18 protein-coding genes, 2 pseudogenes and 1 riboswitch are annotated in these 16,508 nt (G+C 69.9%); of the genes and pseudogenes, 5 read left to right on the plus strand and 15 right to left on the minus strand.

All coding sequences use genetic code 11. The features are described from left to right. Window positions 1–25 precede the first annotated feature (25 nt). The 5 genes from Q5762_RS03420 to Q5762_RS03440 form a co-directional block, all read right to left on the minus strand. The gene (locus tag Q5762_RS03420) at window positions 26–373 is read right to left on the minus strand and encodes a hypothetical protein (RefSeq protein ID WP_315890402.1); all 348 of its coding nucleotides are present in this window, start codon (window positions 371–373) and stop codon (window positions 26–28) included. A gap of 119 nt (window positions 374–492) precedes the next feature. Further along, window positions 493–954 carry a DUF3093 domain-containing protein gene (locus Q5762_RS03425; RefSeq protein WP_315890403.1) on the minus strand — a complete coding sequence of 154 codons (462 nt, stop codon included), beginning with the start codon at window positions 952–954 and terminating at the stop codon, window positions 493–495. Between the two features lie 71 nt (window positions 955–1,025). Then, window positions 1,026–1,694, minus strand: a complete 669-nt coding sequence (locus tag Q5762_RS03430; RefSeq protein ID WP_315890404.1) for a thioredoxin domain-containing protein — start codon at window positions 1,692–1,694, stop codon at window positions 1,026–1,028. Next, entirely contained in the window at window positions 1,691–3,757 is a 2,067-nt protein-coding gene (locus Q5762_RS03435; RefSeq protein ID WP_315890405.1) for a cytochrome c oxidase assembly protein, read from the minus strand. The genes Q5762_RS03430 and Q5762_RS03435 overlap by 4 nt, the downstream gene beginning before the upstream one ends. After that, window positions 3,747–4,340 carry a copper resistance protein CopC gene (locus tag Q5762_RS03440; protein WP_315890406.1) on the minus strand — a complete coding sequence of 198 codons (594 nt, stop codon included), beginning with the start codon at window positions 4,338–4,340 and terminating at the stop codon, window positions 3,747–3,749. Before Q5762_RS03440 ends, Q5762_RS03435 begins: the two co-directional genes overlap by 11 nt. Before the next feature lie 1,243 nt (window positions 4,341–5,583). Between Q5762_RS03440 and Q5762_RS03445 the strand changes: the two genes are divergently transcribed. Both Q5762_RS03445 and Q5762_RS03450 read left to right on the plus strand, forming a co-directional pair. Beyond that, window positions 5,584–6,117 carry a hypothetical protein gene (locus tag Q5762_RS03445; RefSeq protein WP_315890407.1) on the plus strand — a complete coding sequence of 178 codons (534 nt, stop codon included), beginning with the start codon at window positions 5,584–5,586 and terminating at the stop codon, window positions 6,115–6,117. Window positions 6,118–6,186: 69 nt separating this feature from the next. Continuing rightward, window positions 6,187–6,915, plus strand: coding sequence for a DUF1775 domain-containing protein (locus Q5762_RS03450; protein WP_315890408.1), 729 nt, complete (start codon window positions 6,187–6,189; stop codon window positions 6,913–6,915). A gap of 247 nt (window positions 6,916–7,162) precedes the next feature. On the opposite strand, the gene Q5762_RS03455 is transcribed toward Q5762_RS03450, so the two are convergent. After that, window positions 7,163–7,969 (minus strand): CbtA family protein, encoded by an 807-nt coding sequence (locus Q5762_RS03455; protein ID WP_315890409.1) that lies wholly within the window; start codon window positions 7,967–7,969, stop codon window positions 7,163–7,165. A 12-nt stretch (window positions 7,970–7,981) separates the two neighbouring features. Next, the gene (locus Q5762_RS03460; protein WP_315890410.1) at window positions 7,982–8,209 is read right to left on the minus strand and encodes a CbtB-domain containing protein; all 228 of its coding nucleotides are present in this window, start codon (window positions 8,207–8,209) and stop codon (window positions 7,982–7,984) included. Between the two features lie 59 nt (window positions 8,210–8,268). Further along, a riboswitch (cobalamin riboswitch) is annotated at window positions 8,269–8,353 on the minus strand. Window positions 8,354–8,501: 148 nt separating this feature from the next. On the opposite strand from Q5762_RS03460, the gene Q5762_RS03465 reads away from it, so the two are divergent. Further along, a complete protein-coding gene (locus Q5762_RS03465) occupies window positions 8,502–9,101 on the plus strand; it encodes a histidine phosphatase family protein (RefSeq protein ID WP_315890411.1) in 600 nt (199 codons plus the stop codon). Between the two features lie 412 nt (window positions 9,102–9,513). Here the strand turns inward: Q5762_RS03465 and Q5762_RS03470 are convergent, their stop codons facing one another. The 5 genes and pseudogenes from Q5762_RS03470 to Q5762_RS03490 form a co-directional block, all read right to left on the minus strand. Next, entirely contained in the window at window positions 9,514–9,879 is a 366-nt protein-coding gene (locus Q5762_RS03470) for a hypothetical protein (RefSeq protein ID WP_315890412.1), read from the minus strand. After that, the gene (locus Q5762_RS03475; protein ID WP_315890413.1) at window positions 9,803–10,969 is read right to left on the minus strand and encodes an MFS transporter; all 1,167 of its coding nucleotides are present in this window, start codon (window positions 10,967–10,969) and stop codon (window positions 9,803–9,805) included. The genes Q5762_RS03470 and Q5762_RS03475 overlap by 77 nt, the downstream gene beginning before the upstream one ends. Before the next feature lie 233 nt (window positions 10,970–11,202). Next, window positions 11,203–11,928: a cation transporter gene (locus Q5762_RS03480; RefSeq protein ID WP_315890414.1), complete on the minus strand. Its 726-nt coding sequence runs from the start codon at window positions 11,926–11,928 to the stop codon at window positions 11,203–11,205. Continuing rightward, window positions 11,928–12,263, minus strand: coding sequence for a metalloregulator ArsR/SmtB family transcription factor (locus Q5762_RS03485; RefSeq protein WP_315890415.1), 336 nt, complete (start codon window positions 12,261–12,263; stop codon window positions 11,928–11,930). The genes Q5762_RS03480 and Q5762_RS03485 overlap by 1 nt, the downstream gene beginning before the upstream one ends. 251 nt (window positions 12,264–12,514) lie before the next feature. Next, window positions 12,515–13,228, minus strand: a pseudogene (locus tag Q5762_RS03490) (flavoprotein); the annotation flags it as partial. A 52-nt stretch (window positions 13,229–13,280) separates the two neighbouring features. On the opposite strand from Q5762_RS03490, the pseudogene Q5762_RS03495 reads away from it, so the two are divergent. Next, window positions 13,281–13,436: pseudogene (locus Q5762_RS03495) on the plus strand (GNAT family N-acetyltransferase); the annotation flags it as partial. On the opposite strand, the gene Q5762_RS03500 reads toward Q5762_RS03495, so the two are convergent. Then, window positions 13,429–13,974, minus strand: a complete 546-nt coding sequence (locus Q5762_RS03500; protein ID WP_315890416.1) for a DinB family protein — start codon at window positions 13,972–13,974, stop codon at window positions 13,429–13,431. The pseudogene Q5762_RS03495 and the gene Q5762_RS03500 sit on opposite strands and share 8 nt — an antisense overlap. A 73-nt stretch (window positions 13,975–14,047) precedes the next feature. Further along, window positions 14,048–15,031 carry an alkylmercury lyase family protein gene (locus Q5762_RS03505; RefSeq protein ID WP_315890417.1) on the minus strand — a complete coding sequence of 328 codons (984 nt, stop codon included), beginning with the start codon at window positions 15,029–15,031 and terminating at the stop codon, window positions 14,048–14,050. Window positions 15,032–15,116: 85 nt separating this feature from the next. Between Q5762_RS03505 and Q5762_RS03510 the strand changes: the two genes are divergently transcribed. Continuing rightward, window positions 15,117–15,515, plus strand: a complete 399-nt coding sequence (locus tag Q5762_RS03510) for a heavy metal-responsive transcriptional regulator (protein WP_315890418.1) — start codon at window positions 15,117–15,119, stop codon at window positions 15,513–15,515. Here the strand turns inward: Q5762_RS03510 and Q5762_RS03515 are convergent. Then, window positions 15,502–16,503, minus strand: a complete 1,002-nt coding sequence (locus Q5762_RS03515; protein ID WP_315890419.1) for a bile acid:sodium symporter — start codon at window positions 16,501–16,503, stop codon at window positions 15,502–15,504. The genes Q5762_RS03510 and Q5762_RS03515 overlap by 14 nt on opposite strands. Between the last annotated feature and the right edge of the window lie 5 nt (window positions 16,504–16,508).

The raw sequence follows: 16,508 nt of genomic DNA on the forward strand, positions 1-16,508 counted from the left end.
TCGGCTGGGACGCGGCCGGGCCTCGCTAGATCCGCTGTACCTGCAGCACGTGAAGATCGACCCCGAATGCCTCCTGCCGCACCCTGGGGGAAGCCGTCACCACGTACCGTGCCGTCGTCACCACTGAATCGGCAACCGGCGCAAGCGCATCGCCTGCATCCGGAAACACGGCTCTCGGCAGGTGCTGCAGTCCGGTGACGCACCGATCCCCCGGCTGGTGGTTCACACACCCGCGGACGACCTCGCCCGATCCGTGCTCCGACAGGTTCCCTACCGCCACGAACGTCGCGCCGGCGGGACGGTCGGGCTGTCCTCCCACCGTCGGGTGGCAGACCACCACCGCCAGGAACAGAGCAGCGAGGGCGCACACCAAGCTCACGACCGTACGCGTCCCCCGGTGGGGACGAATCGAGGTGCGTGTCGACGGTGGAGTCCTCATGGTGGGCAGATCCTAGTCAGCTACGGAACAAGGGCGTGTGCAGCGCGCCTCTCTCACTTGTTCCGGGCCGCGTCGATCGCGTCGCTGAGTGCCTGGGGCGAACGCGTGGACAGGTAGAGGTACGGCGTCGGGTCGTCGGGGTCGACCACCTCGATCCGGACAGCGCCGGTCACGAAGCCGCGCATGAGCATGTGCGCCCGCAGGTCGGCCTTGTACGTGCGCCAGGCACGGGCCTCCTCCCCCTCCAGGGCTTCCACCTCCCCGAGGGCCGAAAGGGGGACGCGGGCGTCGTCGGCGACGAGCAGGTTGCCCACGATCCTGATCCGCGAGGAGCCCTGCGTGTTCACCCACGAGCAGGCCACCACTGTGCCGACCGCGAATCCCGCGAGCGCGGCCAGGCCGCCGTACGGGAAGACGATGAGCGCCGAGGCGAAGCCGATCAAGACGGCGATCAGCCAGTAGGAGCGCGGAGCCGTGAGGCGCTCGTCGTAGGTCGTGGTCAGTTTGGTCGACATCGCGAGGGGTCCTGTCTCGTACGGTGCGCGGAGCGAGCACTCAAGAGGAGAGGCAGGCTCCCCAGCGGGGGTCATCGCGCCAGCCGGGAGTCGATGAGGGCCTTGAACTCCTCATAGGAACGAGGAGTCTGGATCTTCACGCCGTCGACGAAGAAGGTGGGCGTCCCCTGGACGCCGAGCCCGAGGCCGTCCTTCTGATCCGCCTTGACGCGTTCCAGCGTCGCCGGGGCCTTCACGACGGCGTCGTACTTCGTCATGTCCAGTCCCAGCCCTTCCGCGAAGGTGCGGAAGAGCCCGGCCTTGGAGTCCTGCGCCTCGCCCCACTCCTTCTGGGTGCCGAACAGCTTGCTGTACATGGGTTCGAACTTGCCCTGCTGAGCGGCCGCTTCGACCGCGAGCGCGGCGGTCGTGCTGTTGCGGTGGCCCGGCATGGGGAAGTAGCGGGCGACGAACGTCACCCGGTCCTTGTACTCGGCGCGAAGCTTCTCCACGATCGGATGGGCCGCGCCGCATCCTTCGCATTCGAAGTCGAGGAACTCGACGACCGTCAGCTCACTGCGCGCCGGCGAGGTCAGCCTGTGGCTGTCGTCCCGTACGGGCTTGGCGTCAGCCGCGGGCTCGGCGCTCACGGACACGGAGCTCGTGTCCTTCGGCGAAAAGAGCATGAAGGAGCCGAAAGCGACGGCGAGGGCGGCCAGGAGCACTCCGGCGGCCAGGAGGTTCTTCTTCAGCTTGGTCATGAGTCCTCATGCGTGGGGTGGTCGGAGGCCGCCGGACCGGGCTGTCCCGGGACCTTGGGCAGCCGCGGCGCGCGGTCGCGTGCGTGGAGGCTCGCAAGGTAGGCGTTGTAGGCGGCCAAGGGGTCGTTGCTGTCTCCCCGGTCGATCTGGCGGTCGACGCGCCGCGCCTCCCGGGCGTCGGAGCGAACCCACTGGATGGCCAGGATGATGGTGGTGACCAGGACGGGGATGTCGCCGGTCGCCCAGGCGATCGCGCCGCCGTTGTACTGGTCGTCCAGCAGGGACGGTCCCCAGCGGCGCCCGACATCACTCCACCACCCCTCGCCGATGACTTCGACTGAGCTCATCAGCGAGATGCTGAACCAGGAGTGGAACGGCATGGTCAGGATCAGCACGAACAGGCGGCCCAGATGGGGCGGCCGGCGCGGTCCCGGGTCGATGCCGATGATCACCCAGAAGAAGAGCAGCCCCACCGCCAGGAAGTGGATCAGCATCGCCATGTGGCCGAGGTGGCTGCGCATCAGCGTCTCGAACAGCGAGGTGTAGTAGACGACGAAGGCGCTGCCGATGAACAGGACGCCTGCGACCACCGGGTGGGAGATGATCCGCACGTAGCGGCTGTGGAGCAGGCTGAGAAGGACCTCGCGCGGTCCGGACGGGCCGTCCTTGGCCGCCGACGGCAATGCCCGCAGCGCGAGAGTGGCCGGCGCCCCGAGGACGAGCAGAATGGGGACGGCCATGGCGAGGACCATGTGCTGCCCCATGTGGACGCTCATCATGACCTTGCCGTACACCGCCAGGCCGCTCATCGTGGTGAACACCGTCAACGCCAGGCCGGCCATCCAGGAGATCGTGCGGCCCACCGGCCACGCGTCGCCCCGCGCACGCAGCTTGCGCACCCCGGCGACGTAGAGAGCTCCCGCCGCGGCGGTGCCGAAGGCGAAGAGCGGGTCGAAGTGCCACTGCGTGAACAGGGGCGTCCAGGGGAAGTCCCCCAAGGGCGGCGGCATGGGGAAGCCGAGCAGCTCCTCCGCCGGCGTCAGCTCGGAGCCGCCGGCCCCCGGCGCCGGAGTGCGCGACAGCGCGACGGCCAGGCCCATCGCGGCCGCCATGATCAGCACCTCGCCGACCGCGATCCGGAGGAACGGTCGGTGTGTCCCGTCCCCGAGCAGGCTCAGCGTGCGGCGCCGGTGCCACCAGCCCAGGCCCCCGAGTACCGCCAGCGCCAGCAGCTTGACGACCACCATCAGCCCGTACGCGCTGGTGAACAGCACGCCGGGAGACGGCAGCCGGACGACGGCGTTCACCAACCCACTCGCCGCGACGGCCAGGAATGCACCGCCGGCCAGCACGCTGAACCGCCGGGCCGCGACGCTCATGCCCTCCTCGCGGCGAAGGCCCGCGACGACGAGGAAGACCAGACCGCCGACCCACACCGCCACGCCGACCACATGGAGGGCGAGGCTCGTGACGGCGGCGTCGTGGTTGGCGGCAGCGGCGGAGTGACCGGTGAACGCGGGCGGGAGGATTCCCGCGAGCGCGAGCACGAGGGCCGCCCTGGCCCAGCGCACCGTGGTGATGCCCAGGCCGACGGTCGCGAGGACGACGCCGACGCCCGTCATCATCGCGTAGGAGCGTCCCTGCGCATCGGTGATGACGAAGTCCGCCACGACGGCCGGATCCAGGACGGCGCCGACCGGCTGGGCGAAGAGGTCGGAGAGCGTGAACACGAGCAACGCCGAGGACGCGAGGGCCCAGATGCCTGCGCCCACGGAGGCGGCGACCACGTATCGCGACTGTGCCTCGTTCAGGCGACGGCCGCTCGGCAGCAGAACGGACGCGAGGAGCAGGGCGCCGATCGTGGCCGCCGACGCGATGTCGCTGGCCACCCGGGCAACCGGCAGGCCCCACGCGGTCAGTTCACCCGCGTCCTCGATCCCAGGCACCCGCTGGGTGCCGCCGCCGGCAAGGCCGAGGCTCAGCACCACCACGGTCACCGCCAGGGCGCTCGCGCCGGCCAGCAGAGCGGCGGGGCGGCGGGCTCGCATGCGGTCACCCGCCATGACGAGTCCTCCGCCGCCACGCGATCACGGCACCGACGGCGACAACGAGCGCCCCGCCCAGTGCCACGAGGACGGGCCCTGCCGTAGACGTGGACTTCGAGGGCTGCCCGACGGCGGCCGGGGCCGACGGCGAGTTGCTCACCCGCGGCGCCGGTGCGCTGGCGGACATCGATGGTGTGGGGCTCGCCGCCTTGACGGTGAAGGAGTACGAGCCGGCGACGGGGTGACCGTCGGCGGACACGACCCGGTAGCCGACCGTGTACCGGCCGGCTCCCAGCCCCGACTTCACCGTCAGTGTCGCGGTCTTCCCCTCCACCTGGGGGTCGCCTTGGCCGGCCGGGGTTCCGTCCGGTGCGGTGAGGGCCACCTTGGCGTAGCGCTCGGTCATCTCGTCGCTGAACGTCAGTCGGATGCTGCTCGGCGGCCCGTCGAGGGAGGCTCCCTGTGCGGGTGCGCTGGAGACGAGATCGGTGTGGGCCGCTGCGGGCGTCGGGGTGGCCCAGACGAGCGCAGCGGCAAGGGGCAGAACCAGGCCGCGCGCCGCTGCGGGAACGGCACGCCTCGCCGGCGTTCGGGGATGCATGGGGGCTCACGGTCTCTCGCTGTGGACCCGCCCGGATCGGAGCAGGTCGGGAACGCCGCGCCGCGCCTGCTCCTGCGTCTACGCCGCGAGGGCGTACGGAGACCACCGGCGGGCCGCGGCCCGGTCGAGGAGGGGGGCATGGCCATGTAGGCCACGCCGGCCACGCGGCGGCGCACGGCCCGTGTTCAGCCCGGCGAACAGGGCTGAGCGAGGTAGAGCATCGCTCTTCGACGATCGGAGCGTCGGCTTCGGGCCGACCCCGGATCCGATCAGGAGCGGCCAAATGAAATGGAAGAGTGCTTCGACGGCCGCGAGCACTGGCTGGGTGTGCCAATGCAGCCGATCAGCCACTCCGAGCAGCCGCGCCGCCAGGAAGACCATGATCAGATGACCGGCGAGGAACGCCTCCGGCGGAGCCCCTGAGACCGTGGCGTGCCCCGCTGCGGAAGGCGATCCACCGGAGGCTCCGACAGCCGCGCACACTCCTGGGAGAGCGTAGGCCGCCTGGTAAGCCAGCTGAGCACCGGCGAGCGCGACGAGGATTTGTTCGTCCGTAAGCCTTCGACGCGAGAGGAAAGCCGCGCAGGCGCCTGCGACACCCGCAAGGCCCGCAAGAATCAGCCACCTCGGGATGTGCCCCTGCGCCAGAAGGTGCACGGTCATCGGCAGCAGAACGCACAGGGCGCCCAGGCTCGCCGTCCGCAGCCCGCGCGTCACCCGGGAAGCCGGGGATGCAGAGCCGGTCGAGCGGGTGCCTGCCATGCCGTGCGGACTTTCTGGTTCGGTGGAGTGTGGGCGCGCTGCGGCGCGAGGTACTCAGGAAGGGTATCCCGCCACTTGAGCGTGTCCGCAGCCAGGCATCCGAGCCCGCGAGCCCTTCCATGTCGCGCTGCTGGGCCCGGTCAGCGGGAGCAGTGACGATCACGCCGGCCGCCCCGGGCTGGACCTGCCTCGGACGGGAGTCCTGCCGCCCGCGGCAAGGGCGCGCGGCCGAAGCGCGAGCACGTCGGCTCGCTTGCAGAATCAGCGTGGGGTCACGGCATGCTTCATGGAGAACTGGAAGTCCGGAACCACCTTCTGAAAGGCGTCTGCGCTTTGGGGCACCGGTTCTGCATGGATTCCGTACCCCCAAGCACCCCGGGCGGCATGATGAGTGGCCATGCCTGTGAAGGAGCGTTCGTCCGCCCCATCCTGGCCGCCCTCGCCGGGGAGCCGGGGCTGGCCGGGCGCTGCGCTGTTCACGGTGGGCAATGCCGTGCTGGCAACCGTCGGACATCATCTGGCCTCCGAGGATGCGGTGCCGTGGATGCGGCTGGCCGCCGTGACCGGCGTCGTCTTCGTTGCCTCGATCCCAGGGGCCCGCCGCCCGCGCGGCTTGGCGCGGACGATCACGGCGACCCTGTTGGCTCAGAGCGTGCTCCACCGAGGGCTCGCTGTGTCCGGCCCTCATCTCGGCCGCGAGCAGATGGACACCGGGGCACAACACTGCGCGACGTGGCTGATGCTCGCCGCCCACATCACGGCCGCGCTCGCGGTGGCTGCGCTGTTGAATCGCGCCGACCACCGGCTGCGGATTGTGTCCACAGCTCTGATCCGGTGGGCCCAGTCCACGGGCGAGACGTTCCGTACAGCGGCCGGGCGCAGGTTCCGTCACCTCGCATCGCCCCTGCGGTTGCCCGCAGGCACACCCCTCATCACTCGTCGGCGGATGCCGATGTGGCAGCACTTGGTGCATGTCGTCGTACGGCGTGGGCCACCGGCGGCTGTCGCTTCGTAGCCCTGACCATTCACCCTGCACGGCCGCGGCCGCAGGGCATCGCGTCCCGTCGAGAAGAGACACGCACTCATGACCCGCTCACGCACGTCCTCACGCACCGCTCGCGTCACCGCGGCACTCGCCGCCTCGGCAGCATTCGTGGTGGCAGGCTCCGCCACGGCCTTCGCCCACACCGAGGTAGACGCCTCCGACGACAGGGCCCTCGCCGAGAACGTCACCCTCACGTTCTCGTCCGAGGCCGAGTCCGACTCCGCCGGTATCAAGCAGCTGCGCATCGTCCTGCCCGAGGGCCTAGCTCCGGAGGCCGTGGTCCTCAAGGCCGCTCCCAAGGGCTGGACGCTCGCGGCAACCCCCGACGGCTATACCGTCGGGGGAACCCCGCTCAAGGCGGGCGTCGACGCGGAGCACAGCGTCGTCGTGCGGCAGCTGCCCGAGGCCGCGTCCTTGGCCTTCAAGACGGTGGAGACATACGAGGACGGCAAGATCTCCCGCTGGATCGAGGTGCCGGCCAACGGACAGAAGGTGGAGAACCCGGCTCCGGTACTGAAGCTGAAGCCCGCCGCGCCCGGCGCCAAGCCGCTCGCCCCCAGCCCCAGCCCGACCCCCACCCCGACCCCCGAACAGACCTCGCAAGCGCCGGCAACGTCGGCCGCACCCAGCACCTCCACCGCGCCAAGCGCCCAGAACAAGGACGACGAGGGCGGCAACCTTGGCGTGATCATCGGCGTCGCCGCCGTCGTTCTCGTCGGCGCGGGGGCCGCTCTGTGGTTCAAGCGTCGCGGCGGCAGCGCAGGCTAGGTCGCTACGGGCAGGAGTCGAACACGCGGTCGGGCGTGTTCGGCCCTTTCCAGCGGGCGCTCCAGATCCGTCCTCGACACGGCCGCCTCGCCCTGTTCGTCGACAGGGCAGGAGTGTCGGTCGGCAAGGCGAGCTGTCGCGGTGTGCCGCCTCAACCGCCCAGACGACCGCTGCGCTGATCCGACAGAGCAGCCCCGCCACCCCCATGGGGTGGCGGGGCTCTTGAATCGGTCCGGCCTTGATGCGGTCAGCCGGCCACCGGCGTGGTCCGCGATGCCACAGTCTCGGTACGGATCGCCTGCGGTGCGAGCAGGCGCTGGGCCAACACTCCGAAGACGACGCCGAACGCCGACCACAACACGGCCTGGATGGCGAGCGAGGCCACCCTGAACTCCCACAACAGAGCTGCCGGGAAACCAGCCTTGATCGCGTCGTCGTTCGCCGGAAGGAAGACGAACGCAAGCGCCATCGCGGCGATGAAGCCTGCCCCGGCGGCCAACGAGGCGTTCCAGTTGCCCAGACGCGGCGCCATACGGCGTCCGGCGATGATGGCAGCGATGCCCACCAGCACGCTGAGGAGAATCATCAGGAAGAACAGCGTCGTGCGCTTGCCGATGGTGTCCGGGTTTCCGACCGCCGGCGGGGTGGCCGGATACTTGAGGAACGGGACCAGGTACACGAGCGTGAAGGCGCCCGCCGCGGTGAGCGCCGCGGTCGCCCGGGGGCTGAACCGGCCGACGCGGCCCAGTGCGAAGGAGAACGCCAGGGCGGCGATGCCGCCCAGGGCGACTCCGTACACCAGGACACCGGTGGCGAGACCGGCCGTCGACTGCATCGAGCGGCTGACGGCCTCCTCTTCCTCCTCCGCGGCTTCCCCCGCGGCGGCGCCGTGTCCGGCGTGCGCCTCCTGAGCGGCCTGAGCCTCCTCGACGGCGATCGAGCCGTTGACGGGCGGCTCACCGATCGCATACGCCACGGCGAAGGCGAAGAGTCCGGCGATGAGGCCCGCGATCATGCCACGAACCAGGAGACCTCTGACAGTTGAGGCGTGCATGTGCGTTGCCTCTCAGTGGCAGGGGAAGCCGAGCAGGTGGCGTCCGTCGTGCACCCATTCGTGCACGTCGGAGCCGGCGAACACGGAGATGGCACCCTGTTCGGCGCCGACGAAGTACAGGGCGACGACCGCCAGAAGGCCGACGAACACCGCCCAGGGCAGTACCGCACGCACGGGCAGAGCGGCCGGCGTAGGAATGACAGGGCTGGATACGGCAGGGGATACGACAGCCTCGGCCATGATGGAACCTCCTCGGGGAACACGCGTCCCATACGGTGGTGCAGGACGACGGCCCACGGGTCTGACTAGCCACCGCTGCGCCCACTTTCGGGCGTCGAGGCAGCACACAGTGGCGCGACCGTGCCGGATTCTCACCGGACTTCCGTCTCGCCGTCGTCACGATGTTCATATGTCGCCGAGACCGTACCGCGCGAACTGCATCCCGCCAAGGGCGTGAGTCCCACATCACCCCACGCCCCCTTGGTAGGGTGCCACCCTGCTAGCCACTAATGAGCGGGGGCAGGAGAAGCACATGACCGTACGGGTCACGTTGATCGCCCCCTCGACGAACGAAGCCCTTCGAGAAGTCCGCTTCGACGATCAAAGCCCCCTCGACCCCGCGGGGTTCACACGTGCGGAGGCGGTCGCTGACACACTCGCGCCTGGGGTGCACGTGTACTCGTCACCTTCTCCGCGCTGCCACGAGACCGCGCAGGCCCTCGGATTGGACGCCGAGACCCTGACCGATCTCGCCGGGTGCGACATGGGGCGATGGCGAGGTCGGACGCTGGACGCCGTTGCGGCCCTCGAAGGGGAAGCGGTTGCCCTGTGGCTGAGCGACCCGACCGCCGCGCCACACGGCGGTGAATCGGTACGGGAACTGCGGGTTCGGGTCGGTGCATGGCTCGACGGTCTCTGGAGTCAAGCCGGACGCATCCTCGCAGTCGTCGAACCCGACGTGATCCGCGCCGCTGTGCTCCACGCCCTCGGCGCACCGGACGAAGCCTTCTGGCGCCTCGACGTCCGCCCGCTCACGGCCACCGAACTGAGCGGCCGAGCCCAACGATGGAACGCCCTCTGCGGCCGCCCACTCGGGCCGCAGACAACCGAGACACCATCAGTTCCGCGTTGACCTCGATCGCACCGTTTGCCGTGATCACTCAACCCCGTCACCATCCAGGTGAAGCCGGCAAGATCAACCTCTCTCGTCTCGGCCACTTGAGCTGGACGAGCACCCTGGCCTTGCGCGCCCCGGCCGCTGTCTGGCAGCGGCATTCACGACCGGGCCACCCACAACCGACAGATCATTCAGGTCACCCTTCAGCGTCTGAAGGAGACGCTCGCCACAGGACAGCAGAGGGGGCGTGCGGCCAACCGGCCGCACGCCCCTTTGCTGCGCCTCTTGTTGGCGCGTCATGCCGCACTGCCTGTCCGGACGGGGGTAGACCAGACCGGCAACTGTTGGGCGCGGCACGGTACGGGGGATGAAACCGAACCGCGCCCGTCCTAGTCGCCTCCGAGACGGGCCGGGGCGGCCAGGAGCTTTACGGTGTCGTGCTCCCAGCCTTCGCCTGCGGCCGGGCCGATTCGGTCAGCAGGGGTGTCTTGTCGCGGGCCGGCAGCAGGGCGACCACGACGATCGCGGTGACCGCGGCGAGGCCGGCACAGATCAGCGAGACCATCGACATGCCGGCCACGAACGCGTCCCGTGCCGAGTCGGCGATCGTCCCCTCCTGTGCTTCGGGGAGTTTCTCGGCGACCCTGAGGGCGCCTGCCACGTTGTCCCGGATCGCTTCCTGGGCCAGTTCCGGCAAGGCTGCGGGGATGTCGTCGTCAATGTTGTTGCGGTACGCGGAGTTCAGCGAGGAGCCGAGGACGGCCACGCCGACGGACGCGCCGATCTGACGCATGCTGTTGGCGAGCGCGGATCCGGCACCGACCTGGTCGGCAGGCAGGGAGCCGAGGATCGCGACCGACGGCGACGATCACCTTCGTGCCAATCTTGCCCACCAGGCGGCCGCCGACGCCCGCCGCGCCGATCATCGGCAGCAGGTGCAGGCCGGTGTCCATGGCATCCTTACCCTGCACCTGCTGCAGGAACTGCGGCACCACGAACAGCACACCGAACAGAATGAACATCACCGCGGAAATCGCAACGCTGGACCACGTGTAGCGCGCGTTGCGGAAGAAGCCCAGGTCCACGAGCGGGCTGGAGGCTTTACGCAGCCACGCCAGCAGCAGCGCCAGCAGGACCAGGCCGCCGATCATGGTGAGCATGACGACGGGGTCGTCCCAGCCGGCGTTCGGGACCTCGATGACGCCGTAGACGAACGCGGTGACGCCCAGCAGCGACAGCGCTGCGCCGATGAGGTCGAGTCGCTTGGCATGCGGGTCGCGGGGCTCCGGCACGAACAGCAGCATTCCGATGACAGCGACAATGACGACGGGGACGTTGATCAGGAAGATCGAGCCCCACCAGAAGTTGCTCAGCAGCCAGCCGCCGGCCAGTGGGCCGAGCGGGAGCCCGAGGGCGAACCCGGCGGTGGCGATGGCCATGGCCTTGGAACGCTCCTCCGGCGGGAACATCAGCGGCACCATCGACAACGCCAAGGGCGTGATCGCGGCAGCGCCGGCGCCCATGACGATGCGGGCGACGATCAGGCCGTCAGGGCTGTCGACTCCCATGACCATCAAGGAGCCGATACCGAACAGCAGCAGCCCGCCGATCAGGACGAGTCGGCGCCCGATCCGGTCGCCGAGCACGCCGAGCGGGAGCAACAGCCCGGCGAAGGGAAGGGTGTAGCCGTCGGTGAACCACTGCAACTCAGCAGTGGTCGCTTCGAGTTCGGTGGCCAAGGTCGGCAGGGCGACCGTGAGTATGGTCGCGTCGAGACCGACGATCATCAGACCGAAGACCGGTGCGGCCAGAGCGAGCCAGCGCTTGCGTGCAAGCCCACTCTTGCCGGGCGATGGCTGATCAGTTGCGGTGGTGCCGGGCATTGCCATGGATGTTCCTCAGCAGGGCGCACACTGAGAGTCGATGAAGTCCCGAGGTGTTGGCCCCGGCCGGATTCGGCCACCGATCCGCGCGATCCGTCGTGGCCGGAGTGCGTTCGCGCGCACTCGAAAGCCCCCTGAGCTGTTCGTGTCGCTCAGGGGGCTGATACACGGTCCAGTTCTTGCAGTGTTCCGGGCGCCAGAGCCCCGCTGCCGCAAGAGGCAGTGCTTTCAGGTCAGTTGCAGCAGGCGCACCCCGGTGCGCAGCCGCAGGCGTCATCCGTGCCGGCCGGCTTCGCGTCGGCCTTCAGCGTGGTCAGACCGGCCGGTGCGCAGCAGCCGTCGCCCCGCCATGCCTCCCGGCCTTCCTTGACCGCGATCGCCGCTATGACAAGCGCTGCTATCGGATCCGCCCACGACCATCCGAGCGTGGCATTGGCAACCAGGCCCACCAGCAGCACGGCCGAAAGGTAGGTGCACAGCAGTGTCTGCTTGGAGTCCGCGACCGCCGATGCCGAACCCAGCTCTCGACCAGCCTTCCGCTGGGCGGCAGACAGGAACGGCATGACCGCGAGCGACAGGGCTGCCAGAACAATGCCTGCGATCGACGATTCCGCCTCCCCGCTGCCCGTCAGTGCGCGGATCGCGTCCACTGTCACGAAGGCAGCGAGTGCGAAGAACGAGACCGCGATGATCCGCAGCGCCTTCTTCTCGCGCGCTTCCCGAACTGCGTGCTCCCGAGCGGAGAACTGCCAGGCCACTGCCGCGGCCGAGGAGACCTCGATGATCGAGTCCAGACCGAAGCCCACCAGCGCGGAGGACGATGCGATCGTTCCGGCGGTCAGGGCGACGATCGCTTCGACCACGTTGTAGGCGATGGTCGCCGCGACAAGCAGCCGTATGCGGCGGGCCAGGACCTCCTGTCGCGCGGGTGCCGGTCCGAGGGATATCTCCGCGGCCATCAACAGCAGCCCTTCTCTTCGGTGTCGGGGCAGCTGCTGTCCGCGGCGACAGCCAGCACGGCCTGACGCAGATCGTCCAGCGCGTGTCCCAGCCGGGGGTCGGCGAGCTCGTACCGAGTGCGGCGGCCCTCGGGTAGGGCCACGACCAGCCCACAGTCCCGGAGACACGCCAGATGGTTCGACAGACGCGTGCGGGAGATCCCGAGTTCGTCGGCGAGGTCGGAGGGATAAGCGGGAGCTGCACGCAGGGCGAGCAGCAGTCGGCAGCGGATCGGGTCGGCGAGGGCACGGCCGAACCGCGCCAGCACCTCGAAGTCGGTCGCGAGATTCAGCACAAACTAAACGATACACAGGAACCTGAATCCACGGAAGTATGGATAGTCGACTCCGGCTACGGCACGCCTGCAGGCCGGAGCCGCTCAGTGGTCGTGCGGCGCATCTCGATGGATCGGGCCGTGCGGGCCTTCGCAGTGCGGTGCCGACCCTGCGCCGCCGCCGTGGGCGGCGAGTTGGAGGACGCGCTCCGGCTGGTGGTCGACCTGGAGGGTGGTGTGCGTGATGCCGTAGTCGCGGCGAACGAGGTCCTCAAGGCCGCGGCGCACCGACCGTAGGACTTCATGCCGACCAGGTAGACACCCTCCTCCGGATGCGAGAGCTCCTTCACGCCGTGCGGGTAGACGGTGCCGCAGGAGTGCTGGTTCGGGTCGATGAGCGGGGCCAGCTCGACGGGGGCCTGGAGGCGCTCGTCGAGGCCGAGTCGCAGCTCGTCGAGGAAGGACAGGTCGGGACGGAAGCCGGTGAGGACGATGACCTCGTCGACCGGGTCCAGGCGGCGGCCGTCCTCGGCGACCAGGACCAGTCGCTCGCCTTCGCGCTCGATCGCGTCCGCGCGGAAGCCGGTGACGGCATCCGCGTGGCCTTCGTCGACCGCGGCCTTGGCGGCGAGGCCGAGTGCGCCGCGGGCGGGGAGCTGGTCTGCGGTCCCACCGCCGAAGGTCGAGCCGGAGATGCCCCGGCGCAGGATCCACATGGCCTTCGTCCCCGCTCCGCCCTCGGCAAGGTCGGCGAGCGAGGCGAGGGCGGTGAAGGCGGAGGCGCCGGAGCCGATGACTGCGGTACGCCTGCCCGCGTAACGGGCGCGGACGGCCGGGTCCTTGAGGTCGGGTACGCGGTAGGTGACGCGGTCGGCGGCGGCCTTCTCCCCCAGGGCATGAAGACCGGACGCGCCTGCCGGACTCGGGGCGGCCCACGTGCCGGAGGCGTCGATCACTGCGCGTGCGAACAGCCGCTCCTCGCGGCCTCGACGAGACCGGGCGCGTGCTCGGCTGGGTCGCCGCCAGGTGGGGGCGGTCGTCCAGTCCGGCATCTTCCCGGAGAACACGGCCAGTCTCGCCGTGCACCAGCGAGCGGGCTTCCGGATCGTCGGGACCCGCGAGCGCATCGGCCGACACCACGGCATGTGGCGGGACGTGGTCTTGTTGGAGCGCCGGAGTCCGCAGGTCAGTTGACGTTCCCGCTGCCGAGGGTGAGTTGGCGGTGGTGGAAGTCGAAGTGCTGGGTCGGGTAGCGGTAGACGTCCGCGAGGGTCATGTAGTCCCGGAAGAAGGGGTCCCAGCGGACGGGGTAGTGCATGCCGCGCGCGAGGTCGGCTTCGGACTCCTCAGCCAGGTGGCGCTCCAGGGAGCCGGTGACGCGATCGAAGGCGGCTGCCATGCGGCGCGGCCCGTAGACCTTCACCGCGCCGCACGGACCCAGGTAATTGACCAGGTCGAACGGCACGGTGGCAGCGTCAAGGACTCGGGCGAACACCTTGCTCGCCCGGCGCGGGAGCCGGCCGACGACGCGCATCAGGACCAACAGAGCCCGGACGACCACGTAGCCGAAGAGCATGTGCCACAGCAGCTGCTCGTTGGACCACTTGGTATCGCGGGTGGGCCGGGCCAGGTCGTCCTTCGAGGCCGAGTCGAGGAGCCGGTGAAAGGTCCGGCGGGCGCGCTCGTAGTCGTCGTACACGGCCTGCCGGTCTACCGGTTCGGCGTTCGTCATGTCTTGCCCGCTCTCGTCACCCGGGCTTCGATGATTCCCGCTGCGGGGCGGTCTCTCACCGGCCGCTGCCGTTTCAGTCGTTCTGAAGGAGCGGGCCGAAGGTCTGCTGCCCGATCTGCACCGCGTGGTCCTGGTCGACGATCTGGCCGATGACCTCGGGGTGCGCTCGTCGCCATTGCTCGGCCGAGTCGCGGTCGGTGAAGAAGTTCAGCGCGTCGCAGCACACCTCGGCGGCGGGCCCGTTTCCTTCGCGGCGGCCGATGAAGACGACCGCGTCCGCAGGCTCCCACAGTGGGTTGCCGTCGATGAAGGTGACGGTCACCGGTTCGCCGCTGACAGGGTCGGAGGAGGAGATTCGTACGTCCTGGCCGTCGAGCATGGCGCTGATGCCCAGGGCGTCGACGGCGCACATCGACCACGCCTCCACTCCGCTCGCCATCCGGACCCGGTGCGGGGTCTCGACCGCCGAGAACGGGTAGGCGGCCCGGATCCGCCCCTCTTCGTCGAGGGCCAGGAAGTCCTCGCGGTCCAGCTCGGCCAGTACGTCCGCGGCTGCGCGGCCGGCTGGGGCGGCTACGTGTTCGAGTGCAGCCGGCTGTGGTGCCCTGCCGTGGGTGGCGAAGTGCCGCAGCACCGCCTGGTGGACGGCGCGCAGTCCGCGTTCCGCCGGGGCGCGCCGGCCCCGGCCGGCCCGGCCGATCGGATCCAACAGGTCCGCCTCGCAGCACTCCAGTTGTTCCTCGGTGGCTGGCGCGGGAGTCGTGCCGGCCAGTGCCTGGCGCAGGGAGTGGACGCTGGGGGCCCCGCCCGCTTGGCCGTCCGCATCGCGGTAGAGGCGGCAGGACACGCTCGTCGGGGCGCCGGGTACGGCGAACGGGTCGGCGCCGTCGAGGAGCACTGTCGGCGATCCTGTCATCCCCCAGCGGGCGGCTTCGGCGTCCTCGCGTACCTCGATGAGCTCCACCTCGGCGCTCCGGCCGTCGAGCGCGGCCGTGATCCGCTCGCGTACGACCGGTGCGTTCGGGCAGTCCGGCACCGTCAGAATCGTGATCCGCATGTCCGCCGTCCTCCCGGTCACTGGCCTGTCGCTTCGACCGTAGACCTTCCAGTGCACTGGAAGGTCAAGGCGTTAGCGTGGAGGTATGCGTATCGGCGAGCTGGCGGTGGCGAGCGGGCTGACCACGAAGACGATCAGGTTCTACGAGCAGGCCGGACTGCTTCCCGCGCCGCCGCGTACCTCCGGCGGCTACCGCGACCATCCACAGCACACGCTCGCCCGGCTCGGCTTCATCCGCGATGCTCAGGCCGCCGGGCTGACCCTCGCCGAGATCCGCTCCGTACTCACCCTGCGGGACAGCGGGCAGGCGCCGTGCGCCCGGGTCGGTGCGCTCATCGACCAGCATCTGGCGGAGATCGACCGGCGCATGGCCGAGCTGCGCGAGGCCCGGACGGAGCTTCAGGAGCTGGCCCGGCGGTCCGCGGTGACCGATCCCGACTCGTGTTCCGAGGGCGAGATCTGCACCATCCTCAGCCGGCCCTGACCGGCGTCCGGTCCGGGCCCGGGACGAGGCGCGGAACGAGGCGTACGTAGGCGACCATGCCGATGACCTCGACGAGGGTCTGGGTGACCACGACGACGGCGGCCACGGCCAGATCGTCGGGCAGGGCCAGGGCGAGGGGCAGGACGACGAGGGAATTGCGTGTCGCGCCGGTGAAGACGACGGCCCGGGAGGCAGGGACGTCGAGCCGGAAGAGCCGGGCCACCAGACGCCCGGCGAAGGCCATGACGACCAGGAAGACGGCGTACACGGGGACGACGGCCGCCACGTCGCCCAGACGGCCGTCCAGCTTGGGGACCTGCGAGGCGACGACCATGATCAGCGTGGCGGCCATCAGCGGCACCATCGTGGTGGTCGCCGCTTCGGACACCTTCTGGCCTACCACCCTGTGCGCGGCCCACGCCTGCAGGCCCCAGGCCAGGGCGAGCGGGATGACGATCAGGAAGAGGAAGGCTTCGAGGAAGGGGCCCGCCTCGACGATGTCGCCGAGTTCCGGGCCCATGAACAGGTAGAGGAAGCCGGGCAGGAGCAGCATCTGCGCGACGAGCAGAAGCGGGGTTGCGGCCATCAGGCGACGGCTGTCCCCGCCGGCCAGGCCGCTGAAGACGATCACGTAGTCCACGCACGGGCACAGCAGGACCAGCAGCACGCCGATCCGGACCGCCTGGTCGGCGGGCAGGAACGTGAACAGGGCCGCCACGACGAGCGGTACGACGACGAAGTTCACGGCCATCGCGGCCGACAGGAACCGGCCGTCGCGCAGCGAACGGAGCAGGTCGGCAGCCGGGACCTGGAGGAAGGTGACGAACAGCAGCGCGCCCAGGACGGGGTTGATGGCGTGCTCCAAGGCGGGGCCGGCCCCGGCTGCCGCCCAGCCGAGGAGACCGCCGAAGGCCATCGCGGCGAGGTAGATCGCGACCTGGTGGTCTTCCATCCGCTCGACCAGACCGCGCGGTTCCTGCGACACCATTCCGA

It is taken from the genome of Streptomyces sp. P9(2023), assembly GCF_032436795.1.
GTDB lineage: Bacteria > Actinomycetota > Actinomycetes > Streptomycetales > Streptomycetaceae > Streptomyces.